Here is a 10592-nt window from a genome sequence, read left to right on the forward strand (position 1 = left end):
TTCCCCCACTTTCCCCACTTCCCCACTTCCCCCATTTCCCCATTTCCCTATCTCCCCATCTCTCTATTTCGGTAAAATTCGGCCAATAGTGCGATTTTCGGGGGTAAAAGTCTCTTTAGCCACCCGTTGAATATCGGCAGCCGTGACAGCATTATAAGCATCTAATTGGGCGAATAAATTACGCCAATCGCCGGTTTTTACCTCGTATTCAATCAAGGATCGCGCCATGCCCATGTTAGAATCAAGACCTCTTAATAGGGCTGCCCGTAGTTGATTTTTAACCCGTTCTAATTCCTGTTCCGAAACCGGTTCATTTTTCAATCTTTCCAATTCCAAATTCAAACCCTGCGCTACTTGCTCCAGGCTGACATTAGGAGCGCTGAGAGCATAGAATAACAGCAAATTCGGGTATTTATCCCCCGGAAAGCCGTTAAATCCCTGAGCAGCGAGGGCAAGTTGTTTGTCCTCCACTAAAGCTTTATACAGTCGCGAAGTTCTTCCTTCACTCATTAAAGTGGCGATAACCTCGTAAACCGCATGATCGGGATGATTGAGGGCGGGACGATGGTATCCTTCTAAATACCAAGGCTGCGAGGCTAATTTTAGGGTAATTTCCTTTGTTTTGGTTTGGTTTGGTTCCACTACCTTCACCTGTGGGGGTTTCGGTTTAGCGGGAAAACGACCAAAATAAACCTCAGCTAACTGTTTGACCTGTTCTGGGTCCACATCTCCAGCGATAGCTATGGTTAAATTACTGGCAGGATAAAATTTATCGAAAAAGTTTTGGATATCCGAGGGTTCCAGATTGCGAATATCTCGATCGTAGCCGATAACGGGACGTTTGTAGGGATGGACAGTATAAGCTTGATCTAGAAAAGCTTCGATTAATAGACCCAAGGGGCTATTATCCGTCCGCATCCGTCTTTCTTCCAGAATTACGTCTTTTTCTTTGTAAAATTCCCGTTGGAACACCGGTTCTAAAAATCTTTCCGATTCCAAAGACATCCATAATTCCAATTTATTCGACGGGAAACTGTAAAAATAGCTAGTTGCATCGCTGGAAGTGGTGGCATTTAAACCGACTCCTCCCTGAGTTTCGACGATTTGCCCGTATTCGTTGCGTTGGACGAATTTCTCGGACTCTGCCTTCGCTTGTTGAAATTCTTCCGTTAATTTAGCCACTTCTGCGCTTTTACCCGCTTTTTTGGCCGCTTGCAGTTCTTTGTCTATAGCTTCAAGGCGATCAAGGACTTTTTTCTCGCTAAGATAATCGGTAGTACCGATGGTTTTTGTGCCTTTAAAGGCTAAATGTTCCAAAAAGTGGGCAACTCCTGTTTTACCGTCCGGTTCATCGGCACCTCCCACATCCGCGTAGGTGACAAAGGAAATAACCGGAGCATCGCGATTTTCTAGGATAATGAATTTTAGTCCGTTGTCGAGGCGAAATTCGGTAATTTTTTGTTGAAATTGCTTAAGGTAGGGGGTAATCGATTGTACATCGGCTGGTTCCTCTTTCGCTTGGGCAAGAAGGGGTGAGAAACTCCCAAAACCCCAAAACACAACGAAAGCGACCCAAAAGCCGATTACAGCCCGATAATGGGGGTTATTTTTAATGATCATAGATAGTTTTATCAGGTGTCGTGGGAGCGAGAGATCGATCGCTCTGTTCGATCTTAGCAGTCGATTGTTAGGAGAGGGGGAGTGGGAATTGTGAATTATGAATTATAAATTATGAATTGGGAAGTGGGGTGTGAGAATTATGAATTATAAATTATGAGTTGGGAGTCGAGATAAGGGAGCGGCAAGAGGGGAGAATAAATGAAAGCAATCTCCTGACTCCCGACTCCTATTTCCTGACTCCTGACTTTTAGACAAAAAATCTCTCCCTAAAGAGGAGAGAAGTTAAAAAAGCACGAATAACAATTGGGGAGAGGCGGTTTTTATAGGTCGCCACCACGAAAAGCTAGTAGGAAAATGACAAAGGGGCCAGCTAACATGATTAGCGCCACGAAGGTGAGTTGAAAAATGGGTTCTAAATTGAGAGCCGCAAATAATTCCATGATGTCTCCTAACCTGTTTACAATGATTTAAAAGGCTAATCTGGTCAAAACCATTGTCTCTGGTCAAAACCATTGTCTATCATACAGGGGATGATTCGCTGGTTTTCCTGATTCGATACAAAAATACATAAAGTTTTGTTGCAATTCTGAATTTTCCCGCTTTCCTATTTCCTTCCCACCGAGGGACCCTCTCAATGTTCAACTCTCCGGCCACATCTCCCGACTCGTTAACCCAGATTTACACTGGTTTTCAGGCACTCTCGGACCCCCTACGGCTGCAAATTTTGCAACTGTTGCGACATCAGGAATTATGCGTCTGTGAATTGTGCGAGCATCTGGATATCGCCCAATCTAAATTATCTTTTCATCTAAAAACGCTCAAAGAAGCCAATTTAGTCCGCAGTCGTCAAGAAGGTCGTTGGATCTACTACAGCCTAAATTTATCTCAATTTCTTCTCCTAGAAGAATATCTATCCGAATATCGTCGTTTTGCTGCCCTCGTCCCCCCTCGTTCCTGCGAGGAAAATAAGTAACCAATCAAGATTTTTAGAAATATTAAAGCTTTATAACTAGCTTTTACCCATTGACACATCAACTTTTATTGATATATTATCGGGTTATTCGATCGATTGTCTGTTATGCCGAAACCCTTCTCGATCGCGCTTTTAAGTCAAACTCGCTCATCTTTTCGTCTCTTAAAACGGTCAGGTGTGCGGGAATGTCTAGCGGAATGTTTGGGGACTTTTATCCTGATTTTCGTAGGAACAGGGGCAATAATGGTCAATCAAATCAGCGATGGTGCAATTACCCATCTCGGTATCAGTATGGTTTTCGGTGGGGTGGTAGCAGCCCTGATTTATGCCCTTGGTCATATCAGTAAGGCTCATTTTAACCCCGCCGTGACCCTGGCCTTTTGGACAAGTGGCTTTTTCCCAAAATCTTGGGTAATTCCCTATATTATCGCCCAGTGTCTCGGTGCGATTCTCGCCTCTGCTACCCTTGTGCTTTGTCTGGGTCGAGTGGGAAATTTGGGCGCAACTCTGCCTTTACAGGGAAATTGGGGACAAGCTTTCTGTATTGAAACTATTATCACCTTTATTCTCATGCTGGTTATTTTAGGCTCTGGTTTAGACCGTCGCGCACCCATTGGTTTTGCTGGCATCGCTATCGGTTTAACTGTAGCTCTAGAAGCAACTTTTATGGGGCCGATTACCGGTGCCAGTATGAATCCAGCGCGTTCTCTGGGGCCTGCTTTCGTGGCAGCAATTTGGCAACACCATTGGGTTTACTGGATAGCACCGATTTTAGGCGCTCAATTAGCTGTAATTATTTACGGTTTACTATCCAATGGTTTCCGAGACTTTAAATAAATTCTGCTTATTGGTAATCATGATCCAATCGACTCACAAACCAAGAATTCTTTTTCTGTATGGTTCTTTACGGCCACGTTCCTACAGTCGTTTATTAGCAGAAGAAGCGGCCAGAATTATTACTGAATATGGGGCAGAAGTGCGCTTTTTTGATCCTCGTGAATTGCCGATTTATGGCAGTGTTCCCGATACTCATGCCAAAGTACAGGAATTACGAGAATTAAGTCAATGGTCTGAGGGTCAAGTCTGGTCATCTCCAGAACTACACGGCAATATTAGCGGCATTATCAAAAACCAAATTGATTGGATTCCCTTAAGTATTGGTGCGATTCGGCCAACTCAAGGCCGCACCTTAGCAGTCATGCAAGTAAGTGGAGGTTCCCAATCTTTTAACGCGGTTAATACTCTGCGAATTCTTGGTCGTTGGATGCGAATGTTTACTATTCCTAATCAATCTTCGGTGGCTAAAGCTTATCAGGAGTTTAATGAGGATGGCACGATGAAAGATTCCCCCTATCGAGATCGAGTTATTGATGTAATGGAGGAACTTTATAAGTTTACCATTCTCCTGCGAGATCAGGTAGATTATCTGACCGATCGCTATAGTGAAAGAAAGGAAAAAGCCGCCGAAGAAATAGCCACAATTGCCCATAAAGCTATTAATTAAGTCAATTTCTAGGAGTTAAAATCATGAAAAAAGTCATGTTTGCCTGTAGAAAAAATTCCTGTCGTTCCCAAATCGCCGAAGGTTTCGCTAAAACTTTAGGTGCGGGTAAAATTGCTGTCACCAGTTCTGGATTAGAAGCGGCCAAAGTTCACCCCGGAGCAATCGAAGTTATGGGGGAAATTGGTATCGATATTACTGACCAAACTTCTAAACCAATTAGAGATTTTAATCCCGAAGATTACGATGCCGTTATATCCCTATGTGGTTGCGGTGTCAATCTGCCGGAAGGATGGGTTTTACAGGAAATTTTCGAGGATTGGTTAATTGATGATCCCGATGGTCAACCTATGGAAACTTTTCGCCGAGTTCGCGATGAAATTAAGGCTAAAGTTATCGGATTAATCGAGCAGTTAAGTTAATTTCTTCCAAATTTTTGCGGCTCTCTTGTCGTTTGTGTGATAGATTTTACTCATCAAATCTGTCTTCCTCTCTGTGTTATTTGTGTCTCTGTGGTTTATCCCCAAGAGAATCTTTTTTCTAGCTTATCCCTTGGGGGAGAAAAATAAGATCGGAAACCACAGTTGATGAAGAATATCTTCATTAATCCGACGCACTGCTAACCATTCCAACATATTAGAACGATGGGATGTGGCTACTGCGATCGCACTGATATCATTTTCTTCTGCTGCCGTCAAAACTTCTAATACAGGTGTTCCTGATCGCACTTCGCTCTGTACTTGCAAACCGAGTTTTTCTAGTCGCGCTTGCACCGATTCTAATTGTTGACGGGCATCATTAAAACGGTATTCGGTGACACTGGGATCGCGACTGATATTTTCCACTACCCAGACGAGAAGACATTGCTCAAAAGAGCCGGGGGCGCTGGTTTGAGCGTATTTTTCTATCTGTTCAATTAGATAAATCGCGTCGGAACTGCCATCGTAGGGAATTAATAAATGTTTCCAGAGATGGTGACAGCGCAGGGCCAATTCATCGCGAGTATAAACTGATAATAATTGCGGTCGGAAAATCAGCAGCGGAATATCGGTAATACCTGCGATCGCTAAACTGGTACTACCGAATAATTTTTCTTGGACAGCACCGCGCATGGGATTTCCCATCAAAATCACGTCAATAGAGTGATGCGCGAGGATTTCCCGCACGGCATCCACGGGACGACGGTTAGAGATTTCGACAATAACTGTCATACCGTCGGGAATATTTGCTAAAGCTGGAGATAATTTTTCTTTGGCCGCGTCAATTTTTGATTGATCTACGGCAGCTAGGGTGGGTTGTTCCCAAACCGGAATACTGTGGAGGAAGATAACTTGTTTTAAGCCGCTCAGGGCTAAGTGTGGCACACAATGGACAAGACGATGGAGACCATCGAAAAGATCTGTACAGATCAAAGCGCGCTCGAACATAAATTAACCCCTAGCAATTCGGTTATTCTTCCCTAAGAATAGCTAAAAAGGTGAAGAAATGCGCCCCGCATCCCTAGCTCGTTTCTGGAGAAACCCAGCCGGAGAAAGAGGTCGCCCGAAGGGGTGAAATCAGTTACTGGGAAGCCCAGGGATTAGAATCTAGGCCCCACTGGTGTTTGAGAAAAGCTTTGTACATATTTTCCCTGACCATCATTTGTTCGTAGAGCTTGATCAGGAAGTCCTGCGCTTGCTCCTGACTCATTTTTTCTACCTGAGTCTGAAAAGAACGAATGTTGAACTGTTGTTCTAAGGAAAGTTCGATCGGTTGAGACATGGTGTTCCTCCTCGATGAAGACAGTGGTTGATAACAAGCGAGATGGGTGATCGGTATCACCTCTTTTCTTTAACTAATGTAACAAATACTTGACAAAGTGTCAATGTATCTGTAAAGGGGGTTTTGCTTTTTCCCTCCCGTTAGCTAGGATACCCCGCCGCGAAAAGGAAAGAAGCATATAATGATACATTTAGCAAGAGTTTTCATAAAATTTTGCTTACTGTGAACAAATACTTAAGTAGTTATACTTAGGTAGCCCAGGGCGAGAGAAAATATTTGACAAATTGTGTAAACATTCTGTAATAATCGAAGAGAGCGACATAAATCGGGTAAGTTGAATGATTAGGCCTGTTAAAAGCTAAAAACGTAACCCCTAGATCCCGTCCCTCTCGTTGAAATCGTTAAGGATAGTCAAAATTGACGGACACAGCCGCTATCGTGCAGAAACTACAAGCTTATCGCTGGGAAACATCCTCCTTAGCTCTGTTTGCCTTAAAAAAATCAGCATACAGGCACGGAATGTCGCACAAGTTTTTACCTAAAATGTCGGATGAATGCCCCCGCTACATTTTTCGACAAGATACTCAGCTTTGCGATGTTGAAATCCGACCAGAATATCAACCGCAGAGCATCGGTTTAATTCCATCATCTGTGGGTAAACTGTGTTATAATTAACTTAGCCAAGGGTCGAGGATTGTTAGATGCTAGTCGTAGAAGCAAAGCTAAAAAACGGAACACCAGAGCAATATCACCGGCTTGATGAAGCTATCAAAACTTCTCAGTTTGTGCGTAATTCGTGTGTTCGTTATTGGCTGGACAATCAAGGGACAACCCGCAATGATCTCCAAAAACTTTGCGCGGTACTAGCTAACAATAAAGAGACACCATGGGTTAATAAATTAAACTCTCAAGCTCGTCAATCGGCTGCTGATAGAGCCTGGCAATCAATTAATAGATTTTATCAGAATTGTCATGCTAAGATACCGGGAAAAAAGGGTTTTCCTCGGTTCAAAAAACATAACCGTTCGGTTGAGTATAAACTAACGGGCTACAAACTATCAGATGATCGACGTAAAATCAAGTTCACTGATGGCTTTAAAGCAGGAGAATTTGATTTATGGTGTAGTCAAAAGACCTTAGTTTATTATTCAGAGCAACAGATTAGACGGGTAAGAGTTGTTAGACGTGCTGACGGTTATTATTGCCAGTTTCTGATTGACGTAGAACGGCAAGAATACCATAAACCAACGGGACAAATAACAGGAATTGACTTAGGGTTAAAAGAGTTTTATGCCGATGCTCAAGGCAATACCGTAGAGAATCCACGTTATTTAAGAAAGTCAGAAAAACGACTTCAAAAAGCACAACGACGATTATCCAAAAAGTTTCGTCAAGGAAACAAACAGTCTAAAAACTATCACAAGCAACGGATAAAAGTAGCTAAACTTCATCTTAAAGTATCAAGACAACGTAAAGACAAAGCAATTAAAGACGCTTTGGCGTTAGTCCAGTCTAATGATCTGGTAGTCTATGAGGCTTTAAAGGTAAGAAACTTAGTCAAAAACCCTAAGCTTGCCAAATCGATTTCTGATGCTTCTTGGTATCAATTCACTCAATGGTTGAATTATTTTGCCAAGATTTATCGGATTGTTTGTGTTGCTGTGCCGCCGCATTTCACTTCTCAAGATTGTTCAGTTTGTGGGACGAGAGTTCAAAAAACATTAAGCACTAGAACTCATCAATGTCCTAACTGTCAAACAGTCTTAGATAGGGATCATAATGCAGCAATAAATATTCTTAAAAAAGGGTTACAATATTTGGGAAATTATCTCAACGGTACTGTTGGGCAAACAGAAACCGACCCAAACGCCTTGGGAGAGTCCGGCCTCTGGATTCTTAATGGAGACATTGAGAATCTAAGCTGTCTCGTTGAACAAGGAATTTCTAACAGCAATGTGGAAAGAATCCCCCGTCACAGCGTAGCTTGACGGTGGGAGTATGTCAAATCACCCTATACTTGGAGGAATCCATCATGTCCGTTCGTCTATACGTTGGTAATTTACCCAAAGAATCCGTCGAGCGCGAAAAATTACAGGCGCTTTTTGCCGATGAAGGGGATACGATCACCACTAAAGTCATCAAAGATCGCAAAACTGGCAAATGTCGCGGTTTTGCCTTCGTTACCGTCCCTAGTGATGAACTAGCTGACCAGTTTATCGAAAAATACAACGGTCAATCCTTCATGGAAAACCCGATCAAAATCGAGAAAGCTCTCCCCCGCAGCAAGGGAGGTAAAGAAGAAGGAGAAGAAGCAGAAGGCCCGGAGGCCAGCGTAGAAACCCCGGAAAAAGTCGAAAGACCGACTCCGAAACCGACGACGGCAGCACCGCGCAAATCCAGTGGTGGTGGTGGCGGCGGCGGCAAAAAACGCAAGGCTGAACGGGGTAGCAGCAGTACCCCGAAAGTTACCGGCGATGGTGACGCTTTACAGCCGGATCCCCGTTGGGCCAATGAATTGGCTAAACTCAAGGAAATGTTAGCAGCTCAGGCCACTAATCCCTAATTCCATTGACAAGAGGGCAAGGGATAGCCGATAACTAAGAGGTTCAAAACATCGCTTTTAGGAATGTGCATCATGACAGCAATCGATCCGATCATTATCATGAAACAGGAGGTCGGTAAGGCCGCCGCTAATCTAGTTCAATCTAATTCGGTCGTGGGATTGGGAACTGGTTCAACGACGGCCTATGCGATCGAATATCTCGGTGCTAGACTGCAAAGCGGGGAAATCAGCAATATTGTCGGGGTTCCTACTTCTTTTCAAGCGCAAGTTTTGGCGAGGAAGTACGGAATTCCCCTCACTACCCTCGATGTCATCGTGAAGATGGATATCGCTATCGATGGGGCCGATGAGGTGGATCCCCAGAAAAACCTGATTAAAGGCGGCGGTGCTGCCCATACTCAGGAGAAAATTGTCGATAGTCTCGCCGATATTTTTGTCGTGGTAGTGGATGGCAATAAGCTGGTGGATAAGTTGGGATCGACTTTTCTTTTGCCGGTGGAAGTGTTACCCATGGCCATGACTCCGGTGATGCTGAAATTAGAGGCCCTCGGTGGTAAACCTTCTCTCCGCATGGGAGTGAAAAAAGCTGGCCCCGTGGTGACAGATCAAGGCAATTTAGTTATCGATGTTAAATTTGATAGTATCGATGATCCGGCTGATTTGGAAAGAACTATTAATAATATGCCGGGGGTTTTAGAAAATGGTTTATTTGTCGGGGTTGCTGACCTAATTCTCGTCGGTGAAATTATTGACGGTAAGCCGGTAGTGCGCGAGATTAAGTAGGTTTAATTATTCTTAAGCTAATAGTGAAACAGGCCGCAGGCCTGTTTTGTTAAGTAGTTAGGTGTTAAAAACTGTCAGATCCCCCCCTTATTAAGGGGGGATTAAGGGGGGATCGAATTATGGGTGTGTACAGACAAAGAGCAAAACAAAGAAATGACTATAGGCTAATAAAAAATATGTCCCTTTTTGACATAAAATATCTGGGAAGATTGCAACCAGCGAGACTCAAAAGAACTGAGATGAGTCGTGGTAATTAAGGTTTGAAAACGGTCTTCGATCGCATCTAATAATTGATTTTGTCGTTCGATATCTAATTCCGCTAAAACATCATCGAGGAGTAGTAGGGGAGGTTCCCCGATAATCTGCTCTAGTAACTGTAATTCCGCTAATTTTAAGGCTAAAACTAAGGTTCTTTGTTGTCCTTGGGAACCGTAGGATTTAGCGGGGTTTTGGTTAATTAAAAAATCCACTTCATCCCGGTGGGGACCGACTACCGATGTCCCTAGTTGTTTCTCGGCCAAACGACGGGTTTCAATCTTATCTAAAAAAGCCCTTTGTACCCCATTGACATCATCTTCTACCCAAGGCACATTAGGGATATATTGTAATTCTAAAAATTCAGTTTTTCCGCTAATACTTTCGTGCCATTTTTGGGCTAAAGGAATTAATCTTTGCAGGACTCGCGCCCTTCTTCTCGTTACTCTTGAACCTGTTTCTGCTAATTGTAAATCCCAGAGTTTTAGTTGGGATAGATCTGCACAAACTTTTCCCTCTAATTCCTGTTTACGAATCTCTTTTAAAAGAGCATTTCTTTGTCGTAAAACCTGATTATATTGCTGTAAAATATGAACGTATAGGGGTTCTAATTGAATTAATAAAGTATCTAACCAATCTCGGCGAGCTTCCGGACCACCGCGCACTAAATCCAGATCAAGACTAGAAAATTGTACCGCATTAATCACGCCCAAAAAATCGAGATGACGGCGCAGGGGTTGACGGTCACGGATCACGGTGCGACGACCGGAAGAACGGAGAATTAAACTCAATTCTGATGCGCCATAAAGACGCTTAACCCTAGCAAAAATTCTCGCCTCTGAGTCCGATTCTAGCACCAGATCTCGATCCTTGCTGACTCGATGGCTCTTGAGAGTGGCCAAAAGTTCGATCGCTTCTAGTAAATTGGATTTTCCCTGAGCATTATTGCCCAATAATATTGTTTTTTTGGACTCGAATTTTAGCAACTGTTCGGCATAATTTCTAAAACTGTGAAGGTGCAGGTGTTCGAGATACATTGCAAGTTGGGGGTTGGGGAATTATGAATTATGAATTATGAATTATAAATTATGAATTATGAATTATAAATTATGAAGTGGGGTGTAGGGTGTTGGGGG

General features: G+C 43.2%; 12 protein-coding genes. 7 read left to right on the forward strand and 5 right to left on the reverse strand.

Annotation, left to right across the window (positions count from 1 at the left end):
- Positions 1 to 63 precede the first annotated feature (63 nt).
- Both IQ234_RS17610 and psb30 read right to left on the reverse strand, forming a co-directional pair.
- Complete coding sequence (locus IQ234_RS17610; RefSeq protein WP_193958027.1) at positions 64 to 1620, reverse strand: M16 family metallopeptidase; 1557 nt, start codon at positions 1618 to 1620, stop codon at positions 64 to 66.
- 320 nt (positions 1621 to 1940) lie between these two features.
- Entirely contained in the window at positions 1941 to 2060 is a 120-nt protein-coding gene (psb30, locus tag IQ234_RS17615) for a photosystem II reaction center protein Ycf12/Psb30 (protein WP_002736367.1), read from the reverse strand.
- A gap of 194 nt (positions 2061 to 2254) precedes the next feature.
- On the opposite strand from psb30, the gene IQ234_RS17620 reads away from it, so the two are divergent.
- From IQ234_RS17620 to arsC, 4 genes are all read left to right on the forward strand, one after another.
- Positions 2255 to 2593, forward strand: coding sequence for an ArsR/SmtB family transcription factor (locus IQ234_RS17620; protein WP_193958028.1), 339 nt, complete (start codon positions 2255 to 2257; stop codon positions 2591 to 2593).
- A 105-nt stretch (positions 2594 to 2698) separates the two neighbouring features.
- On the forward strand, positions 2699 to 3430 hold the full coding sequence (locus IQ234_RS17625) for an MIP/aquaporin family protein (RefSeq protein WP_193958029.1): 732 nt from the start codon (positions 2699 to 2701) through the stop codon (positions 3428 to 3430).
- 19 nt (positions 3431 to 3449) lie between these two features.
- Positions 3450 to 4097, forward strand: a complete 648-nt coding sequence (arsH, locus tag IQ234_RS17630) for an arsenical resistance protein ArsH (RefSeq protein WP_193958030.1) — start codon at positions 3450 to 3452, stop codon at positions 4095 to 4097.
- Positions 4098 to 4120: 23 nt separating this feature from the next.
- A complete protein-coding gene (arsC, locus tag IQ234_RS17635; protein ID WP_193958031.1) occupies positions 4121 to 4516 on the forward strand; it encodes an arsenate reductase, glutathione/glutaredoxin type in 396 nt (131 codons plus the stop codon).
- A 123-nt stretch (positions 4517 to 4639) separates the two neighbouring features.
- Here the strand turns inward: arsC and IQ234_RS17640 are convergent, their stop codons facing one another.
- Positions 4640 to 5521, reverse strand: coding sequence for a universal stress protein (locus IQ234_RS17640; protein ID WP_193958032.1), 882 nt, complete (start codon positions 5519 to 5521; stop codon positions 4640 to 4642).
- A gap of 133 nt (positions 5522 to 5654) precedes the next feature.
- Positions 5655 to 5855 carry an NblA/ycf18 family protein gene (locus IQ234_RS17645; protein WP_002791926.1) on the reverse strand — a complete coding sequence of 67 codons (201 nt, stop codon included), beginning with the start codon at positions 5853 to 5855 and terminating at the stop codon, positions 5655 to 5657.
- A gap of 701 nt (positions 5856 to 6556) precedes the next feature.
- Between IQ234_RS17645 and IQ234_RS17650 the strand changes: the two genes are divergently transcribed.
- The 3 genes from IQ234_RS17650 to rpiA all read left to right on the forward strand — a co-directional run bounded on the left by IQ234_RS17650 (position 6557) and on the right by rpiA (position 9201).
- Entirely contained in the window at positions 6557 to 7843 is a 1287-nt protein-coding gene (locus IQ234_RS17650) for an RNA-guided endonuclease InsQ/TnpB family protein (protein ID WP_193958033.1), read from the forward strand.
- 44 nt (positions 7844 to 7887) lie between these two features.
- Entirely contained in the window at positions 7888 to 8418 is a 531-nt protein-coding gene (locus tag IQ234_RS17655) for an RNA recognition motif domain-containing protein (protein ID WP_043995843.1), read from the forward strand.
- A gap of 72 nt (positions 8419 to 8490) precedes the next feature.
- Entirely contained in the window at positions 8491 to 9201 is a 711-nt protein-coding gene (rpiA, locus tag IQ234_RS17660; protein ID WP_193958034.1) for a ribose-5-phosphate isomerase RpiA, read from the forward strand.
- A 164-nt stretch (positions 9202 to 9365) separates the two neighbouring features.
- On the opposite strand, the gene recF is transcribed toward rpiA, so the two are convergent.
- Positions 9366 to 10493, reverse strand: a complete 1128-nt coding sequence (gene recF / locus IQ234_RS17665) for a DNA replication/repair protein RecF (protein WP_193958035.1) — start codon at positions 10491 to 10493, stop codon at positions 9366 to 9368.
- Positions 10494 to 10592 lie beyond the last annotated feature (99 nt).

This window comes from Microcystis aeruginosa LEGE 91341 (assembly GCF_015206885.1).
Classification (GTDB): domain Bacteria; phylum Cyanobacteriota; class Cyanobacteriia; order Cyanobacteriales; family Microcystaceae; genus Microcystis; species Microcystis aeruginosa_H.

Bases quoted from the DNA above. Each gene is read 5' to 3' on its own strand.
- IQ234_RS17625 (WP_193958029.1), top strand. From the start codon at position 2,699: ATGCCGAAACCCTTCTCGATCGCGCTTTTAAGTCAAACTCGCTCATCT.
- IQ234_RS17645 (WP_002791926.1), bottom strand. From the start codon at position 5,855: ATGTCTCAACCGATCGAACTTTCCTTAGAACAACAGTTCAACATTCGT.
- IQ234_RS17655 (WP_043995843.1), top strand. From the start codon at position 7,888: ATGTCCGTTCGTCTATACGTTGGTAATTTACCCAAAGAATCCGTCGAG.
- psb30 (WP_002736367.1), bottom strand. From the start codon at position 2,060: ATGGAATTATTTGCGGCTCTCAATTTAGAACCCATTTTTCAACTCACC.
- IQ234_RS17610 (WP_193958027.1), bottom strand. From the start codon at position 1,620: ATGATCATTAAAAATAACCCCCATTATCGGGCTGTAATCGGCTTTTGG.
- IQ234_RS17650 (WP_193958033.1), top strand. From the start codon at position 6,557: ATGCTAGTCGTAGAAGCAAAGCTAAAAAACGGAACACCAGAGCAATAT.
- rpiA (WP_193958034.1), top strand. From the start codon at position 8,491: ATGACAGCAATCGATCCGATCATTATCATGAAACAGGAGGTCGGTAAG.
- IQ234_RS17640 (WP_193958032.1), bottom strand. From the start codon at position 5,521: ATGTTCGAGCGCGCTTTGATCTGTACAGATCTTTTCGATGGTCTCCAT.
- arsH (WP_193958030.1), top strand. From the start codon at position 3,450: ATGATCCAATCGACTCACAAACCAAGAATTCTTTTTCTGTATGGTTCT.
- arsC (WP_193958031.1), top strand. From the start codon at position 4,121: ATGAAAAAAGTCATGTTTGCCTGTAGAAAAAATTCCTGTCGTTCCCAA.
- recF (WP_193958035.1), bottom strand. From the start codon at position 10,493: ATGTATCTCGAACACCTGCACCTTCACAGTTTTAGAAATTATGCCGAA.
- IQ234_RS17620 (WP_193958028.1), top strand. From the start codon at position 2,255: ATGTTCAACTCTCCGGCCACATCTCCCGACTCGTTAACCCAGATTTAC.